Source organism: Provencibacterium massiliense (assembly GCF_900169495.1).
GTDB classification, from domain to species: Bacteria; Bacillota; Clostridia; order Oscillospirales; family Ruminococcaceae; genus Harryflintia; species Harryflintia acetispora.
The window spans coordinates 481,399-498,361 of record NZ_FWCH01000012.1 but is presented as its reverse complement, the minus strand read 5'-3'; the positions used below and the strand labels follow the sequence as shown (position 1 = coordinate 498,361).

The 16,963-nt window shown below is 58.7% G+C and carries 16 protein-coding genes, 1 tRNA gene and 1 riboswitch; of the genes, 1 reads left to right on the top strand and 16 read right to left on the bottom strand.

Annotation, left to right across the window (positions count from 1 at the left end; all coding sequences use genetic code 11):
- Window positions 1-9: 9 nt before the first annotated feature.
- From cobT to cbiD, 9 genes are read right to left on the bottom strand one after another with little or no spacing between them, the layout of a single operon-like run.
- Window positions 10-1,068: a nicotinate-nucleotide--dimethylbenzimidazole phosphoribosyltransferase gene (cobT, locus tag B5477_RS07415; protein ID WP_079699081.1), complete on the bottom strand. Its 1,059-nt coding sequence runs from the start codon at window positions 1,066-1,068 to the stop codon at window positions 10-12.
- Window positions 1,068-2,438, bottom strand: coding sequence for a cobyrinic acid a,c-diamide synthase CobB (locus B5477_RS07410; RefSeq protein ID WP_242942147.1), 1,371 nt, complete (start codon window positions 2,436-2,438; stop codon window positions 1,068-1,070). The genes cobT and B5477_RS07410 overlap by 1 nt, the downstream gene beginning before the upstream one ends.
- Window positions 2,428-3,624, bottom strand: a complete 1,197-nt coding sequence (gene cbiE / locus B5477_RS07405; protein WP_079699080.1) for a precorrin-6y C5,15-methyltransferase (decarboxylating) subunit CbiE — start codon at window positions 3,622-3,624, stop codon at window positions 2,428-2,430. The genes B5477_RS07410 and cbiE overlap by 11 nt, the downstream gene beginning before the upstream one ends.
- On the bottom strand, window positions 3,621-4,391 hold the full coding sequence (cobK, locus tag B5477_RS07400) for a precorrin-6A reductase (protein WP_079699079.1): 771 nt from the start codon (window positions 4,389-4,391) through the stop codon (window positions 3,621-3,623). Before cobK ends, cbiE begins: the two co-directional genes overlap by 4 nt.
- Entirely contained in the window at window positions 4,384-5,124 is a 741-nt protein-coding gene (gene cobJ, locus B5477_RS07395) for a precorrin-3B C(17)-methyltransferase (RefSeq protein ID WP_079699078.1), read from the bottom strand. The genes cobK and cobJ overlap by 8 nt, the downstream gene beginning before the upstream one ends.
- 13 nt (window positions 5,125-5,137) lie before the next feature.
- Window positions 5,138-6,172: a cobalt-precorrin 5A hydrolase gene (locus tag B5477_RS07390; RefSeq protein ID WP_079699077.1), complete on the bottom strand. Its 1,035-nt coding sequence runs from the start codon at window positions 6,170-6,172 to the stop codon at window positions 5,138-5,140.
- Window positions 6,173-6,192: 20 nt separating this feature from the next.
- Complete coding sequence (cobM, locus tag B5477_RS07385; protein WP_079699076.1) at window positions 6,193-6,951, bottom strand: precorrin-4 C(11)-methyltransferase; 759 nt, start codon at window positions 6,949-6,951, stop codon at window positions 6,193-6,195.
- Window positions 6,948-7,643 (bottom strand): precorrin-2 C(20)-methyltransferase, encoded by a 696-nt coding sequence (gene cobI / locus B5477_RS07380; protein WP_242942146.1) that lies wholly within the window; start codon window positions 7,641-7,643, stop codon window positions 6,948-6,950. The genes cobM and cobI overlap by 4 nt, the downstream gene beginning before the upstream one ends.
- Window positions 7,640-8,758: a cobalt-precorrin-5B (C(1))-methyltransferase CbiD gene (cbiD, locus tag B5477_RS07375; RefSeq protein ID WP_079699074.1), complete on the bottom strand. Its 1,119-nt coding sequence runs from the start codon at window positions 8,756-8,758 to the stop codon at window positions 7,640-7,642. Before cbiD ends, cobI begins: the two co-directional genes overlap by 4 nt.
- Before the next feature lie 123 nt (window positions 8,759-8,881).
- A riboswitch (cobalamin riboswitch) is annotated at window positions 8,882-9,063 on the bottom strand.
- Window positions 9,064-9,445: 382 nt separating this feature from the next.
- Here cbiD and B5477_RS07370 point away from each other — a divergent pair.
- Window positions 9,446-9,521: transfer RNA gene (locus B5477_RS07370), tRNA-Ala, on the top strand.
- Between the two features lie 300 nt (window positions 9,522-9,821).
- Here the strand turns inward: B5477_RS07370 and B5477_RS07365 are convergent.
- The 7 genes from B5477_RS07365 to B5477_RS07335 form a co-directional block, all read right to left on the bottom strand.
- Complete coding sequence (locus tag B5477_RS07365) at window positions 9,822-11,462, bottom strand: recombinase family protein (RefSeq protein ID WP_079699073.1); 1,641 nt, start codon at window positions 11,460-11,462, stop codon at window positions 9,822-9,824.
- A gap of 600 nt (window positions 11,463-12,062) precedes the next feature.
- Window positions 12,063-12,332 carry an AbrB/MazE/SpoVT family DNA-binding domain-containing protein gene (locus B5477_RS07360; protein WP_079699072.1) on the bottom strand — a complete coding sequence of 90 codons (270 nt, stop codon included), beginning with the start codon at window positions 12,330-12,332 and terminating at the stop codon, window positions 12,063-12,065.
- A 101-nt stretch (window positions 12,333-12,433) separates the two neighbouring features.
- Complete coding sequence (locus B5477_RS07355) at window positions 12,434-12,727, bottom strand: hypothetical protein (protein WP_143533562.1); 294 nt, start codon at window positions 12,725-12,727, stop codon at window positions 12,434-12,436.
- A 98-nt stretch (window positions 12,728-12,825) separates the two neighbouring features.
- The gene (locus B5477_RS07350) at window positions 12,826-13,491 is read right to left on the bottom strand and encodes a ribulose-phosphate 3-epimerase (protein WP_079699070.1); all 666 of its coding nucleotides are present in this window, start codon (window positions 13,489-13,491) and stop codon (window positions 12,826-12,828) included.
- The gene (locus tag B5477_RS07345; RefSeq protein WP_079699069.1) at window positions 13,485-14,501 is read right to left on the bottom strand and encodes a nucleoside hydrolase; all 1,017 of its coding nucleotides are present in this window, start codon (window positions 14,499-14,501) and stop codon (window positions 13,485-13,487) included. The genes B5477_RS07350 and B5477_RS07345 overlap by 7 nt, the downstream gene beginning before the upstream one ends.
- Before the next feature lie 3 nt (window positions 14,502-14,504).
- Window positions 14,505-16,064 (bottom strand): ABC transporter substrate-binding protein, encoded by a 1,560-nt coding sequence (locus tag B5477_RS07340; protein WP_079699068.1) that lies wholly within the window; start codon window positions 16,062-16,064, stop codon window positions 14,505-14,507.
- Window positions 16,065-16,095: 31 nt separating this feature from the next.
- On the bottom strand, window positions 16,096-16,959 hold the full coding sequence (locus B5477_RS07335) for a carbohydrate ABC transporter permease (protein WP_079699067.1): 864 nt from the start codon (window positions 16,957-16,959) through the stop codon (window positions 16,096-16,098).
- Between the last annotated feature and the right edge of the window lie 4 nt (window positions 16,960-16,963).

Below are 16,963 nucleotides of genomic sequence, written 5' to 3'. Positions count from 1 at the left end.
GTCCCCTCCTCAGTCAAGCGGCTTATATTCCTCCACCTGGATGTCCCCGAAGGTGCCCATCTCGCGGTAGACTGCCAGCGCCATGTCCAGCAGCGGCAGCGCCGCCACCGCGCCGGTCCCCTCGCCCAGGCACATCCTGCAGGTAAGGAAGGGCTCGAGCCCGAGCGCTTCCAAAACCATCCGCCCGCCCGGTTCGTTCGAGGCGTGCGAGGCCAGCAGGTAATCCCCCACCGCCGGGGCAATCCTTGCCGCCGTCAGGGCCGCCACCGCCGAGATGAACCCGTCGATCAGCACCGGCACCCCCGCCGCCGCGCCGCCAATGAACACGCCGCAAAGGCCCGCGAGGTCGAGCCCACCGACCTTTTGCAGCACCCCGATCGGGTCGGCCGGATCGGGCCGGTTTTTCTCGATCGCCCGTTCGATGGCCGAAACCTTGCGCCGCATTCCCTCGCTCGAAAGGCCGGCTCCCCGCCCGGTGACCGCGGCGGGCTCCGCTCCCAAAAAGACCGCGGCCAGCGCGCTGCTGGTGGTGGTGTTCCCAATCCCCATCTCGCCGGTGGCGAGAATCCGGTAGCCGCTCTCTCTGAGCGAAAAGACGAGGCCGATCCCGTATTCGAGCGCATCGAGCGCCTGCGCGCGGGTCATGGCGGGGCCCTTGGTCATGTTCGCCGTGCCGGGCGCGACCTTATGGATCAAAAGCCCCTCGCCCGCCACCGGGCACGCGACCCCGATGTCCACCGGGATCACATCTGCCCCGGCGACCTTTGCCATCTTGTTGACACTGGCCATCCCGCGGGTGAAGTTCTCGGTCACGATGGCCGTGACCTCGCTGCCGGTCTGGGTCACCCCTTCCTCGACGACGCCGTTGTCCGCGCACATCACAACCACGCCCCGCTTATGTAAATCCACCGCCTCGCTGCCGGTTATCCCGGCGATTTTTACAATCGCGTCCTCCAGCAGCCCCAGACTGTGCAGGGGCTTTGCCACGCTGTCCCAGCGCGCGCGCGCCGCGGCCATGGCCCTGTCATGCAACGGATGGATACTTTCAATCGCTTGTTGCAGCTTCATTATCTTCTCTCCTTCTGCGCGCCACGGCAGCGCGCGACAAACCGCTTTGCCAGCTCGCCATGACAAAGGTGCAGATGTCCGAACCCCGCGTAGAGGCTTCCGGTCATCACGCCCTCGCGCCAGGAGCCGTCCCGCCCCGGCTTCTGCGCCAAGAAGCCGTCCCCCGGCGCGGTGCTGTCCCAATAGTGAAAGGAATGGATGGGCAGGCTCTCCCCCCTCCCACAGAGCAGCCCGTCCGAAAGGGCGGTATACCGGGCGTAGCCGAAGCGGCAGAGCCGCTGCTGCCGCCTGCACTCCCCGGGCAGAGCGCCCGCCATCGGATAGCGGTTCCCGTCCGTCCCCTCCAGGCTCTCCTGCAGCAGCATGAAGCCGCCGCACTCGGCGATGGTGGGCAGCCCGCCGCGCACAAGGGCGCGCAGCTGGCCCAGCAGCGGCCGGTTTTCGCTGAGCTCATGCGCGTACAGCTCGGGGTACCCTCCGCCGAGGAGCAGCCCGTCAATATGATCCGGAAGCCGCTCATCGTGCAGGGGGCTGAAGGGGACGAGCCGCGCCCCCAGCCCCTGCAGCCGCTGCAGGGCCTCTTCATAATAAAAACAGAAAGCCTCGTCCCTCGCCAGCGCGATTTGCACCGGGACGCCGCCCGAAGGCGCGGCCGCCAAAGCGGGCGCCTCCAGTGCGGGGGCGCCTTTGGCGAGCGCGAGCAGCGCTTCCAGCTCGAAGGAACGCGCCGCCTGCTGTGCGAGCCGCTCCAGCCGCGCGCCAAGATCATGCAGCTCCTGCGCGGGGATCAGCCCCAGATGCCGGCTCTCGAAGGAGCATTCGGGCAGCTCGGGCAGATAGCCGCAGACACGCAGCGGCAGCTCGCGCTCGATGAGCGCCTTCATCCCCGGATAGAGCCGCCCGGGCAGGCGATTGAGGAGCACGCCCCGGATGTTGCTGTCCGCCCGGTGGCAAAGAAACCCCCGGATCTGCGCCGGGACGGAAGCCGCCGCCCCCTTGCAGTCGATCACCAGCACCACCGGCACGCCAAGACTGCCCGCCAGCTCGTAGCCGCTGGCCTCGGTGGTCATGGCGATCCCGTCGTAGTAGCCCATCGCCCCTTCCAGTACAGAGACGCCGTCCTCTTCGCCGTGGGAGGCGAGGGTGCGCCGCAGCTCGGGAGGCTCCAGAAGGAAGGGGTCGAGGTTGAAGGAGGGGACCCCCAGCGCTGAGCGGTGGAACATCGGGTCGATATAGTCCGGCCCGCATTTGAAGGAAGCGACACGCCCGCCCCGCATGCGCAGCGCGCCGAGCAGCGCGCAGGTGATTGTGGTCTTGCCGCTGCCGCTGCGCGGGGCCGCCAGCATGAGGCGGGGGCGGTTAACTTTCATTTTGTACCCCTCCCGCGCGGATCAAAAAGACGGGATTTTGCGCGTCCAGGAGATGATAGCCTCCCACGCGCCGGGTGCGGGTCACCGAAAGCTCGACGACCTCGGCCTTCCGCCGAAGGTCCGCCAAAACCCGAGTTGCTTCGCCCAGTGTCTCGAGTGTCACGGCACTGATCACCAGGCGCGCCGCCGGATTCTTTTCATACAGCGCCAGGATGATCTCCCGCAGGTTCCCGCCCGAGCCGCCGACAAAGGCGCAGTCCGGCGCGGGGAGCCCCGCGAAGGCGGCGGGCGCCGTACCGGGGACGCACTGCATATGATAGACCCCGAAGCGGCGGCGGTTCTGTTCCATCAGCCCGAGCGCGTCGGGCTCCCGTTCAATGGCGTAGACGCAACCGGTGGTGGATAGTGCCAGCTCGATAGCGACCGAGCCGGTCCCGCTCCCCACGTCGTAGACGGTTTCCTCCGCACCGGGGGCGAGCTTCGAGAGGATCACCGCGCGCACCTCGCTCTTGGTCATCGGGACCGGGCCGCGCAGGAACTCCCCGTCCGGGATGCCCGGCAGGCGGCTTCGCGCCGGATTCCCGTTCTCCACCAGCAGCACGCTAAGCGGGGCGTACTCCCCCGCCGCCAGCTCCCGCGCGCTCCCCGAGCTGATCCGCTCGTCGGGATAGGAGAGCCGCTCTCCGATATGGACGCGCAGCTCCCCCACACCCTGGCAAACCAGGGTGCGGCAAATTTTTTCCGCCGTAAGCTCTCCCCCGGCGAGCAGGAAGGTGCGCCGGTTTTTGGCCACCGTCCCGAGCAGGTGGCCCTCCCGCCCATGTAGGCTGAGCACCGCCACATCCTGCCAGGGGATCCCCAACCGGGCGCAGAAATATTGCAGCGAGCTGATCCCGCAGATGGTCCGGCTCTCCCGATCCAAAAGCTCCCCGCGCAGCTTGGTGGCCGCGCTGTAAAAGCCTGCGTCCCCGGACAGGAGCACCGCGACATTCTCAAATTCGGGGTGCTCTTTAATAAAGGGTACGATTTGCGAAGGCAGGCAGCGCTCCTTCTGCGCGGGAAGGTCCGAAAAGCAGTCCACCAGCCGCCCGGCCCCGATCAGGCAGTCGGCGCGTGCGATCGCGTGCAGCGCCTCGAGCGTCAGGCACTCCCGGCTGCCCATCCCGATTCCAATGAGATCAATCATAGTTTCTCCTCTTTTAAGGACCAGTTTTCGACGAGATAGCATATCGCCTGTTCCAGCGTTTTACCCGGCTCCTGCGGCGGCCGGCCGACGACAATCGCCTGCGCGCCCGCCTCCCGCACCGCCGCGAGCTTTTGCGGCAGGCCTCCCGCCTCGCCCGAGTCCTTGGTCACCAAAAAACGCGCCCCGGTCTGCCGCAGCAGCGCCAGATTGAGCTCCTGCGAAAACGGGCCCTGCATGGCGATGATTTTCCCCGGCGAAAAGCCGAGCTCCAGCGCCTGCCTTATCGGCTCGGGCGCCGGCAATATCCGGATATAGAGCCGCCGCTCCCAGCCGGGAATGGCGGTATAGTCCCTCAAATTGCGGCTCCCGGTGGTCAGCAGGATGTTCCCCTCCCGCGCGGCAAGGCAATCCGCCACCTCACGGTGGCTCTGCACCCATATCCCGTCCCGCTCCTCCGAGCGTGGGCGCAGGATGCGAAGGTAGGGCGTGCCGCTCTCCCCGCAGGCCGCCTTGATATTCTCGCTCGCCTGCCGTGCGAAGGGGTGGGTCGCGTCACACACGCAGGCAAAACGCCCCTCCTTCATCAGCGCGCGCATCCCCGCCTGCTCCAGTTTCCCGGACAGGACGGTCAGCCGCTCATCGTTTGGCAGCAGGCTGCCGCCGTATTCGGTTGCGGCGCAGGCCGTGAGCCGCACCCGGTAGCCCAGCAGCGCCTCGCAGAGCGCGCGCCCCTCGCTCGTCCCGGCAAAGACCAAAAACTCACACATCCCGATATCCCCGCGGGGTGACCATCCTCCCGCCGATCACCCTGGTCTTGCTGCTGCCGACAAAGACGATGGTGAACATATCCGTTTCACATTCTTTCAGCTCGCGAAGCGTCAGCAGCCGCATGCTCTCCCCCGGCCGCCCGACATTTTGGGCGAGCCCGGCCACGGTGTTTTCATCCTTATATTGCAGCAGGATTTCGCAGGCGCGCCACAGATGATCCTTTCTTTTTCTGCTCGAAGGGTTATACAGACAGATGGCAAAGTCCGCCTGTGCCGCGGCGGCGAGCCGCCGCTCGATTTGCGGCCACCCGGTCAGCAGGTCGCTCAGGCTGATCACCGCAAAGTCGTCGGTCAGCGGCGCACCGAGCAGCGCCGCCCCGCTGCAGGCGGCGGTGATGCCGGGGATTACCTCGATTTCGATCTTCCCAAGCGCCGCCTGCCGTTCGGCCGTCTCGAAAATCAGCCCCGCCATGCCGTAAATCCCGGCGTCCCCGCTGCAGACCATCGCCACCCTGCGCCCAGACAGCGCCGCCTGCACCGCTTTGGCGCAGCGCTCGGCTTCGCCGAACATCCCGGTGGCGAGCTGCTCCTTATCCGGGAACAGCCCCTCAACCAACTGAATATAGGTGGTGTACCCGGCGAGCAGGTCGCACTCCGTCAGCGCCTGCCGCGCGCGGGGGGTAATTTCCCCCGGCCCACCCGGCCCAAGCCCCACCACAAAAACCTTTCCCATCAAACGCTTATCCTCACTCAAAACACGCCCTCCATTCCCGCACAGCCAGCGCCACCGTCACGCCGTCACGCGCGCGCTTTCGCACGATCAGCCGCCCGCCGGCAAGCACGGCGGCCCGCTCGCAGACGTTGTCCACCCCGACCGTCTCCTCCACAAAGCGCGAGGGGGTATATTCTCCCGGCGCCTTTTGCAGCTGCGCCGCCGTGAAGGTGCGCAGCGGCAGTCGGTACCTTTCGCAAAAATCCAGCAGCCCCGGCTCCTCCCGTTTGCAGTCGATCGAGGCGGCGGCGCAAAGCGCGTGGGGAGAAATCCCCGACTGCGCCAACGCCGCGCATACCTGCTCCTCGATCTGCCGGCCCGAAGTCCCCTTGCGGCAGCCGATCCCGGCCGTGACCAGGCGGGGGACCAGGTTCAGCGTACAGGAAAAGGGATTTTTATTTTCATCCAGGGAGAGGCAGATCCCGCACTCCCCCTTATCCGAGAGAACGACACCGCCGGGAAGCGGGCCATCGATTGCAAAATCGCTGTAAAGGAAAACCTCTTTGCAGTCTAAAAGCCGCGCGGACACTTCCTTTGCGGCCTGCCGCCCGGCAAGATGGAGATCCTCGCGCTTCGCCCAAGCATCCACCGAAAAGAGATCGTTCACGTCGGTGGCGGTGGTGATCACCGGGGTGGCGCCGAGCGCTCCGGCCACGGTCTTCGCCAACTCGTTGGCTCCCCCAACGTGTCCGCTGAGGAGAGGGATGACATACCGTCCCCTGTCATCTATTACCAGCACCGCCGGGTCGGTAAACTTATCCCGCAGATGGGGTGCGATGGCGCGCACCGCGATCCCGCACGCGCCGACGAAGATCAGTCCCCCGCACTCCCGGAAGGCTTGTCCCGCGAAGTCCTGCAGGCTTCCGGGCAGCGGCGGCATCCCCGCCTCGCGGGCGGCGCGGCCGCCCGCAAAGGCTTCGCAGTCATATCCGGTCCCGGCCAGCGCTGTAGCGAGGGCGCGGCAAAGCCGCGCCCCCCGGCCGGTAAAGGCGAGCATGCGCAGCTTCATCCGCTCTCCCTCCCCCGCGATCAATCTTTTTGCGCCTGCCGGCAGCCATGTGAAAAGGAGGGGTCGTAGAGCTTCGAGCGCTCGTATTCTCCCCCTAAAAAACCGCCCACCGTGATCAGCGCGGTCTTTTCGATCCCCTCCTGTGCAGCGAGCGCGGGCAGGGTATCGAGGGTCCCGCGCACCGTCTTCTCCTGCGGCCAGCTCGCCTTATAGACGATCGCCGCCGGGGTGTCGGGCGGATATCCGCCCTCGATCAGCTGGCGGCAGACCTCCCCCGTCTCCTTGACACTGAGAAAGACCACCATGCTCGCCCGATGCGAAGCAAGGCTCTCCAGATTCTCCGCCTGCGGCACCGGGGTGCGCCCCGCCAGGCGGGTGATGATCACCGTCTGGGAGACCCCAGGCAGGGTATATTCCGCCTCCAGCGCCGCGGCCGCGGCGCAGAACGAACTGACCCCCGGCGTATAGTCATATTCGATTCCCTCTCTTTCGAGGGCGTCCATCTGCTCGCGGATGGCCCCATAAAGGCAGGGGTCGCCGGTGTGCAGGCGCACGGCGCTTCGCCCGGTGCGCTCAGCCTTTAGCAGCACCTCGAGCACCTCCTCGAGGGTCATCGAGGCGCTGTTGTAGATTGCGCACCCCGCCTTCGCCTCTTTGAGGATTTCCTCGTTGACCAGCGAACCCGCATAGACGATCACATCCGCCTGCCGCACCAGCCTCTGCCCGCGCACCGTGATCAGGTCCGGCGCGCCGGGCCCGGCGCCGACAAAATGGATCATTCCCCTTCCTCCTTCACGATCAGGATGGTGAAGTAGTCTGGCGGGACCTTTCCCTCCAACCGGCGGCAAACCCGCTCGTTTTCCATCCCGCAATTTTGTACCAGCATGGCCCTCTCTCCCCGCTCGTGCAGCAGATGCAGCACCTCGGGCAGCTCGCGCCCTGCCTTCATCAGCACGCGGGTGCCGCCGAGGCAAAGGCCCTCTTTGACGCCGTAGGAGGCGGGGAGCAGGTGCAGCGCCTCCCCGCCCGAAACCAGCGCCTCCCCCAGCTTCGCCGCCGCCGCACAAAACGAGGACACCCCGGGGATCATCTCTACCGCAAAGCCCATCTTTTGCACCCGCCGGTGCAGGTAGGCGTAGGTGGAATAGATGCTCGGGTCCCCCAGGGTTAGGAAGGCGACATCCTGTCCGGCTTGCAGGCGCTCTGCAAGCTGTAGGGCCGCGCGGTTGTGGCTGCGTTCCAATTCGTCCGCATCCTTAACCATCGGCATGGAGAGGATCAACAGCTCTTTCCTCCCGACCTGCGGCAGGGCGGCCTTCGCGATCTCATAGGCGGCCCTGGAATCCGAGCCCGAGCCGGGCACCGCCAACACGGGGCTGCCGCAAATGATCTCCGCCGCGCGGAAGGTGAGCAGCCGCGGATCTCCCGGGCCGACCCCCACGCCATAGAGTGTTCCCGTTCCCTTCATCATGCTCTCTCCTCCCGTCTGATCTGCCTGCAAAGGGCGTCCGCCAGCGCCGTCCGGCCGAGGACGCCGTACCGGTTGGAAAAGAGGATCGCCCCTGTGGGAATGTCTTCCCCCACCCTTGCTTTCAAATGGTATTCGACCCGGCCGGTCAGCGAGCGCAGCGCCTCGTCTTTTATCTCCGCTTCATCCAGAATCCGCACCGCCTCGTCGGTAGTGAGGCTGTCCATGATCTTCTCGACTACTTCCCGCCCGGCACCGCAGAGGGCGGCATGGACTCCAATCAGCTCCATGCGGGCGTCCGCGACGTGGGAATGGGTGTTCATGATCCCGCCCGCGAGCTTGCACAGCTTCCCCATATGCCCGACGAGCAGAATTCCGGCAAAGCCGAGCTGGACAGCATAATCCAGCGCCTCACCGACAAAGTTTGAGCACTTGACCGCCCGGCCAAGATCAAATCCCAGCTTCTCACGCAGGAAGGTTTCCCCATAATTTCCCGGTGTAAGGATCAGGGTCCTCACGCCCGCCGCGCGCAGCACGTCCATCTCCACATGGATGGTGTCGATCAGGGCGCGTTCGCTCATTGGCTCCACGATCCCGCTCGTGCCCAGTATTGAGAGGCCGCCCTCGATCCCGAGGCGGGGGTTATAGGTCCTGTGCGCGAGCGCCTCCCCGCCCGGGATTGAAATGATTGCCGCAAGACCGCCTCTGTAGTCGGCCTTCCCAGCGGCTTCCTCGAGGGAGCGCGTGATCATTTGGCGGGGCACCGGGTTGATCGCCGCACTGCCGACCGGGCAGGACAGCCCGGCTTTCGTTACCCGTCCGATTCCTTCTCCCCCGTCGACTGTAAAGCCGGTGGGGATCCTCGAAACCTCCGCGAAAACCAGGACGCCGTCGGTCACATCGGGGTCGTCGCCGCTGTCCTTGCGCACCGCACAACCGGCCGATTGGTCCTCCAACACGGCACTGCAGACCGGAAGGATGACCTGTCCGCCGCCCGGGAGCGGCAGACAAATTTCGGCGGACGCCTCCCCCGTAAGCAGAAGAAGGGCCGCCGCCTTTGCCGCTGCGGCCGCACAGGTGCCGGTGGTGTATCCATGGCGCAACTCCTTGACGGGCATAAGCTACCCCTTCCGACAAATAATAAAGCCGCCCGGCCCAAATACCTTGGGCAATCGGACGGCGAAACACCAAAAAAAGGCCTTAACCAGCCTTTCGCCACACACTCCGGATTCCCGCAGAGAGGTATGCATAAAATATGGGCGGGATATTCTGGCTTAGCCTTTCGCGCCTCCTCCCGCCTTCCCGGGAAATCCCAGTGGCATTTTGGAACGAGGCTGGGCAATCACAGCAGCGGACCTGCGCGGGAATTTCACCCGTCTTCCCCCAATCCATATCCGGACTGAACCATTTAAAATTTTAGTCTAATCCCGAAGGGTTGTCAAGCATGATTCGACGCAAAAACAATATGTATCGTACCGGATTGCTCTTTTAACGATATAGAAAGAATTTTAAATATTTTTTCCTTTGAACCTCTTGCATACTCCGACTCATTATGATATAATAATTTTTGCTGTGGGGGCGTAGCTCAGCTGGGAGAGCGAAGGCGGCAGTTCTATGCCACGCCCCGCAAAAACCGAATCACATCAAATCTGGGGGCGTAGCTCAGCTGGGAGAGCGAAGGCGGCAGTTCTATGCCACGCCCTGCAAAAACCGAATCACATCAAATCTGGGGGCGTAGCTCAGCTGGGAGAGCGAAGGCGGCAGTTCTATGCCACGCCCCACAAAAACCGAATCACATCAAATCTGGGGGCGTAGCTCAGCTGGGAGAGCGTACGGTTCGCATCCGTAAGGTCGAGAGTTCGATCCTCTTCGTCTCCACCAAGCACCTGTGAAATCTTAATGGTTTCGCAGGTGTTTTCCTTTACCCTAAGCTGGGATCAAAAAACGCATTTTGCGCTCCCGCAAATGGGGTCTAGACCCCAAATTTGGACCTCTGAGCCGCCTTCAAGGTATCAGGATACCTTGAAGGCTTTTCCATCCTTGTTTTTGGGGTCTGAACCCCTAAATTGAGAACTCCTATGCCAACACTGTGTACCACTCCAAAATGTGTCCCACAATGGGACACATTTTCACTATGGAGGAGAACCCCCGAGGAAGCAGATACTTCCTCGGGGGTTCCTTTTACCGAACCATTTCAAGATTCTTTTTCTTTTTGGGAGTGGGCTGCTCCTGCTCTATTTGCGCCTTTTTCTCCCTTGTTTTACACACCTCCATAAATTGCTCATAGCTCACGCTGAACGCGATATCCAGCTGATACCCCTTCTTGATCGTCACCCGGTCGATCAGTTGGGCAAGGATCATCTTCTTAGCTTCTGTCGTGCTCTTGTCGTAGAGCTCCGACCAGTCAAGCACTTGATGATACTGCTCGTTCGCTCGGGCTATGGCACCAGCAAGATCAGCCGCCGTCTTTTCAATCTCTTCGATCTTCGTCCTTGTTTCTTGAACTTGCTTTTCAGACTTCTCGATCAGTTCTCTCAACAGCTCCCGGCTAAAGGAGCTTGTTCCCCGAATAACCTTCAAAACCTCGGATTTGTAGGATTCAAGCTCTACGGAGGCTTTTGTATTTTCTTTTCGCACCCGTTTGAGCCGCTCTTCATTTTGGCCCAATTGTTTCTCTAACTGCCGCGAGATAAAGCTTTTTGCCGGGACTGCCTTGATTCTCGCAAAAAGGAGCCTTACCGTTTCGTCCACCATGGAATCCAGCTTTTTGGCCTCATAGCCGGATTGTCCGTCGCAGGACTGTGGATGACGAACCTTGTAGTGGCACTGATAACGAAGTCTTGGCTCTGGTCTTTCTCCTTCCTGTACTGCTCGTCCTCCGCTGGTGGTCAGCACCAGCTTGGAACCGCAATGCCCGCAGTATACCTTACCCGGAAGGAGAGACTTTCCTTTTGAATTAAACGGTATGTCGCTGTGTTTCATGGCACGGTCCTTTCTGATCGCCTGTGCCTGCCGAAACAGTTCGGGACGAATGATCTGTAGATCAGGGAAGATTTCACTCTTTGATTCGCCATTCCTCAAGATTCCGGTATAGGCTGGATTCTGGATCATCTTGATTAGGGTCGTGTTCGTGAAATTCTCCCCCTTTCGGTTAAAGATTCTCTGTTGGAGCAGAAACTTTTCCAACCGCTGTGCGCCGTACCCTTCGTTGACGTATTTCTCAAAGATCAGCTTGATCACTTTAGCCTCGCCGGGTTCTATGGCAATATCGTAGACCTCATGCCCTTTTTTGTTGTACTTTCCTTTCTTCACCAGCTTGTATCCATAGGGCGGCGTGCCGCCCCTCCATCTGCCCTCCTTGACAATCTGGTCCAATCGGGTTTTGGTCCGAATCCCCGTTTTGATACTCTCCCCGGAAGCTTGCCAGAATCGTATGTAGTTAATGAGCTTGTCCACATGATTGTCGAACCTTTGCCGGCCCTCCTGTGTGCTCCACACCTCAATTCCGTTATGGTCAAACCATTCGACGACAAAGGGCGTCTCGTCGTCCTTCCTTCCTAGTCGGTCGAACATAAAGACCAGCAGTATATCAAACTTTTTCTTGATTGCGTCCTGTTGTATCTCTATGATCGCGTCCCGGTTTTTGGCGGACACCTTAAACCCCGAGACACCCTTTTCAGAAAACTCGCGCACGATCTCCCAGTCGTTTTGCTGGGCAAATGCCCGGCAGCACTCCTTCTGCATGGGAATATCGTTCTTTTCTACCTGTCCCTTCGTAGAAACCCGGTACAGGCAGTAAACCCTTTTCTTTTTGTTTTCCATCTATTCCCCTATAGTCCGACATCGGCGTTCATTAGGATGTCTTCTATAGAGGACAAAACCGGCTCTTTGCCCTTTGCCGGGAAATGCAGGGTCACTTCCATCCCTTCTATTGTGATCGTCTCAATATGCTCGGCATGGAGTGTCATCGCTTCAGTTGCTTCGTTAATAAAAATCCCCCTCTTTATTCTCGTCTGACTATGGGAACATCCTTTCGATTATTACTTGATCTTATCATCTCCGTTCCTCCTTTTACTTTTTTCAGTACTTTTGTTAAAGGCTTAAAAGCCATGCCCAATTGGGCTACACGGAAAGTAAATCGTACTGTAATTTATTTCCATTTCCATTTCCATTTCCATAATATAACAGTTTAGCCTATATTGTCAAATAATTGGGAATCTTTTTTCTTTCCCTTGAATTCAGAAATTCCGAATTCAAAAAAATGTGTCCCACAGTGGGACACATTTGCATGTGCGGGGGATTGGGGAACTCCCCAACAAGTAAATTTTTACCCCGGCCCCGCAGGAGGGCCGGGGCAAAAATGGCAAGTGTGTACACGCTTGCATTGCTTGCCATCGCACTTACCTGCATATCTATATTGGTTCAGACTAATGACAGCTCCTTGCGCAGCTTACCGGAACATCTTTGGCAGACCGGTTTCCCGCCCACTATTTGCAGCTCCTTTGAGCTGTGACAAAACACACAGGTCGGGGCGCATTTCTTCAAAATTAAAATCTCGTCCCCGTTATCATCGATTTTTGCTTGAATGTCCAGTTCATCTTTTTCGCTGATGTTATATTTCTCCCGAATATCTTTCGGCAGACACACACGACCGAGCTTATCGACCGGGCGAGAATTTCCTTGTGTTTTCATAGGATGGTCCTCCTTTGGTATGGTGAAAGAGACCGGGGCAAAATGTGTCCCACTATGGGACACATTTTGCCCCGTTAGCATAAAAGGGAACTTCGTTCCGTCTAGTGCAGTTCATTTTGAATATCATTAAAAAGATGTTTGAAATATGGAATTGGTTCTTCAAATAAGATGTATTTTATCCTTTGTAAGCGGTCATTGTCGGCTAGGTTAGAATCCACTACAGAGATCAGAGCACTACAATCCTTATAGCCGCAATAAAGCGCCCAGCGAAAATAAACTAACGAATAAGCCAAACTCGCCCGATAATAGGCTCTTAAGACCGCCCGCGAAGGTTGATCCAACTGGGATAACATCGAATGATAAAGGCTGCCCGCTTCGCTTTTTTGCATCGTCACCGAATACTGCCTTTTGAACAGCTGATAAAAGCAAAATTGCTCTTTCACACTAAGGAAAAGGGCCATGTGCAAAGTCATACTCTACACATGGCCCTTTCCTATCCATTTCTCAGTTTCTCAATCAGGGTTGCATACCCCTCCTGCTTTCCAAAAAGCGCCGAAGTGCCCAATACAAAGCCATCTACTCCCATTCCGGAAAGCCGCTGGACGGTCTCTGGAGAGATCGCCCCATCCACCATCAGACGAAAGGGGTAACGAGACTTATATCTCGCCGCCTCAAGGAGCTTCTCATCGACAAACGGCAGGTACTTCTGCCCGGAAAATCCGGGCATCACCGTCATTATCATTAGATAATCCACAAGACTCAAGAGCTCCTTCACCGTATCCAGCGAAGTGCCGGGGTTCAGCGCAATCCCCGCCCTACTCCCCGATAATCGGATTTTCATCAGGGTGCGTACCACCTCCCGGTCCGCCTCGGGATGGACATACAGAATATCCACGCCTAGTTCTGAGAAAAGCCCGACATATCTTCCCGGGTCTTCCACCATCAGATGGACATCCACCAGCTTTTGAGTGTTTTCTCTAATACAGCGGATATCTCCCATCCCCAGCGCAAAATTTGGAACGAACCGCCCGTCCATGACATCACAGTGAAAGACATCTGCTCCCGCCTCATCAAGGGCGCGTACCTCCCGAGCCAAGGAGTCGCAGGGCGCACACATCATTGAGGGACAGAGTAGGTTTCCTCTCTCCTTCTCTAACATAAGGAAAGAAGCCTTTCACATATAAAATCTGTCGCTCGTCGGCCGTCTACCTCCACACAGACCTCCATCTGCTTCTCCTCGTCTGCGGCAAAGAGTTCCAGGGTCTGCCCAGCGGTGTAGAGACCGTTATGTTCCACCGCTATCCTCATGCGCTCGGTGGTAACCAGCGAGCGGTCGATGTAGGCGGCAACCGCCATCGGATCATAGAGGATGCACCCTTTCCGGCGGCCGGTACCGTGGAACATCGGTGCCTCAAGATAGACGCTGCAGACTTCGTATAGAAACTTTCCGGTCCTGGTGGAGCTGCGTTTCATCTGCTCGATGACGTCCTCATACATCACCGTTCCCTTGTTCGGATTGGTGATATCCAGTCCCACCATGGTAATGGGAATTCCGCTCTCGAAAACGATCTGTGCAGCGAGCGGATCATGCCAGATATTGAGTTCGGCCACCGATGTCACATTTCCCCTCCCATAAATCGGTTCTCGGCCCATTGCACCGCCCATGAAGACGATCTCCCCAATCTCTTCCGCAATGGTGGGGTCCTTGAGCAAAGCCAGCGCCAGGTTGGTCTGTGGCCCGATGAGGAGAATATCCACTTCCTTCGGATATCGATGCACCTGTTCGATGATAAAATCAGCGGCATGCAACGGCGAAATTTTTCCTTCCACTCCGGGGAGTTCGATCTTTCCCGGCCGGCCCCGCCCATTTTGATAGGCTCTCGCCACTTCGGGCGCATGTTTTCCACCGAGGGGAAGCTCCATTCCCATCGCGACCGGAATATTAGTACGCGAGGCCTCCATCAGAACCTTAAGCGCCCCTTGTGTCGCGATCTTTGCCGAGACATTTCCAAAAACAGTGGTGACTCCAATAAGATCCACCTCCTCGCTCGCAATTGCCAGACAGAGCGCCAACGGATCGTCCGCATCCACCCCCGCGATTCCGATTCCAGGGTCACAGTCGATTATAATTTTTCTTGGTTTCATAGTCTTTTCCTCTCTTTCCTTCATCGCTCAGGAAATTCCCAGGAACGCCTTATAAGAAGCCATCATGTTGTCCCTTCCATACTCATCCACAACACTTTGGATATCCTGCGCCGCAAGATCAAGCGCCTGCTGAACTGTGGACTGTCCGGACAGGGCCTCGGATGCCCGCAGATCCACGATCTCCTGGATCCGCTCTACTCCCGGGAGGCTGAGTTCTGGCACAGCATTCGGATGGTTTTGTGCCTGAATATTCACGTCTACCCGACGCTGGGCGTCGTCCGGGTCCCAGCCGAACTCGGAACAGCGTGAAATATCCTCTGCATGTGAGTTGCGCCAAGGGGTGAAGTAGCTCAATGGATTGTAGATGTCCAGGCTGCTCTCCTTTTTTCCTGCAATCAGCTTGATGAATCCCCAGGCCTCGTCTTTGTGCTCGGAGGTGGTGGTGATGTAGAGCGCCCAGCCTCCATAGGCCTGATAGGGGGTGAATTTGATCTCGTCGCTCTTTTTCCACTCCCCGCTCTTCCAGTCGTACCATTCCTGTACGCCCGGAACCAGCGCATAGCCGAGCTTGCCCTCGACCACCGATCCTTCCTCATAAGCGGAGGTCGCGGTGTCATCCCAGTCGAAAGAAATCAGCGAGGTGCCGTTGACGATCTGGCTGATAACGTCCCCGCGTGCGGTATCCAGTCCCGGCTTCATAAAATTGTCGACCATGTACTTCATCGTCTCCAGCCCTTTGACATAACCGGGATTGTTAATGATGACATTCATATCAGTGTCAAAATACATCGCGCCCTGAGGGTGGTCTGCATCGGTTGGGCAGACCGCATAGTCTGCGAAGAAGGCATTGGCGTAGTAGTTGCTGTGCCCCCCCTTGGTCACCGCCGTCAGAAACGGGAAGTGCTCCTCGGGCTTGCCGTCCCCGGCCCAGTCCTTGCCCTTAAAAAATTGACAGACCTCGATAAGCTCGTCCATCGTCTGTGGAACGCGCAGCTCCTTATCAGTCTCCTGCCGGAAAGCCTGTTTCCACTGCTCGTCCTCAAACACGTCCCGGCGGTAGATCATGATCAGCACGTCGCCGTCCACTGTGATACAGTAATTTTCTCCGTTCCACATGTTGCGGATCTTCATACCGTGCGGAACATCGTTCCAGTCAAAGTCCGGATCGTCCTTGTCTCGCTCGATATAGTCGTCCAGTACCTGCACATAGCCCAGTTCGCTCAAACTCGCCTTCCAGGAACTCGGCGCCAAGAACATGTCAAAATCGGTGCTTTTGGTCGCAGCCGCCTGTGCGAGTTTGGAAAACATGTCCTCCTGTGGAATCTCCGAAATGGTTACCCGATTTCCCGTCTGTTCCTCGTAAAGCTGGGCGTTCTTGGCGATGGCCGCCACCACCGAGGGACCAACGGTAGTCATGATGTTGAGTTCGACCCCGCCCTTTTCTTCCTGCGTACTTTGAACGCCAGAGGTGGGAATCTCCTGAGATTGGGAGCCTTCCGTCTGCGATTTCGACGAAGAGCCCGCGCACCCTGCGAGCAGGGAGAGGGAAAGCAGCAGCGCTGGTAAGCATGTTTTGATTGTCTTCATAAAAATCCTCCTCTTTTAGTTTGACGGCCTCTCAGCTTTTAAGCGCCCCTGCAGAGAGCCCGCGTACGATGTATTTGTTGGCTGCAATTTCAATGACCAGCATGGGAATCATCACATAAGTCGCCTGCGCCGCAATTTCCGCATACCGCGGCCCCGAGTGGGATACCATCCCCGCAATCTGAAACGGAAGAGTCTTGGCCTTATTGAAGGTGAGCGTCAGGGCGTAGAGAAACTCGTTCCAAGAAAAGGCAAAGCTGAAAAGAAACGCCACAAAGATTCCCGGTACCACCATCGGCACCACGATTTGAAAGAAAATCCCGACCCGGGTCATCCCATCCACCATGGCCGCCTCTTCAATCTCCACCGGAACATCCTTAAAGAAGTCGCTCAGCATCCAGGTGACCAACGGGATGTTCATAGCGGCGTACACCAGGACCATCGTCAAGTTCTTATCCGTCATCCCGGCCCGCAAAAAGAGAACATAATAGGGCATGGCCAGGGCCACCGGCGGGAACATCCGCTGGGCCAGGATAAAAAAGCTGATGTTCTCGTTTTTGATCCGTCCATAGGAAAAGCGGGTGAGCCCATAGGCCACGGCGCTCCCCATCAGTACCGAGAGCAGAGCACCAAACAAGGCATCGGTCAGGCTGTTCCTGGTCGCGGAAAAAATCTGGCCGGAGACGCCCGATGCCTGTTTGTTAAACCCGAAGGCCATTCGCCAGGCCTCCAGCGTCGGCTGATAATCGACAAACGGAATCAGACTTGGCCGGATGGAATAGACCTCGGACTGGGTCTTGAAGGAGGTCACGATCATGTAGTACACTGGAAAGATGGCGACCACCACGAAGATAAGGATCAGTCCCATCAGCAGAAGATTTTTCAGCCGTCTTTTCATACCG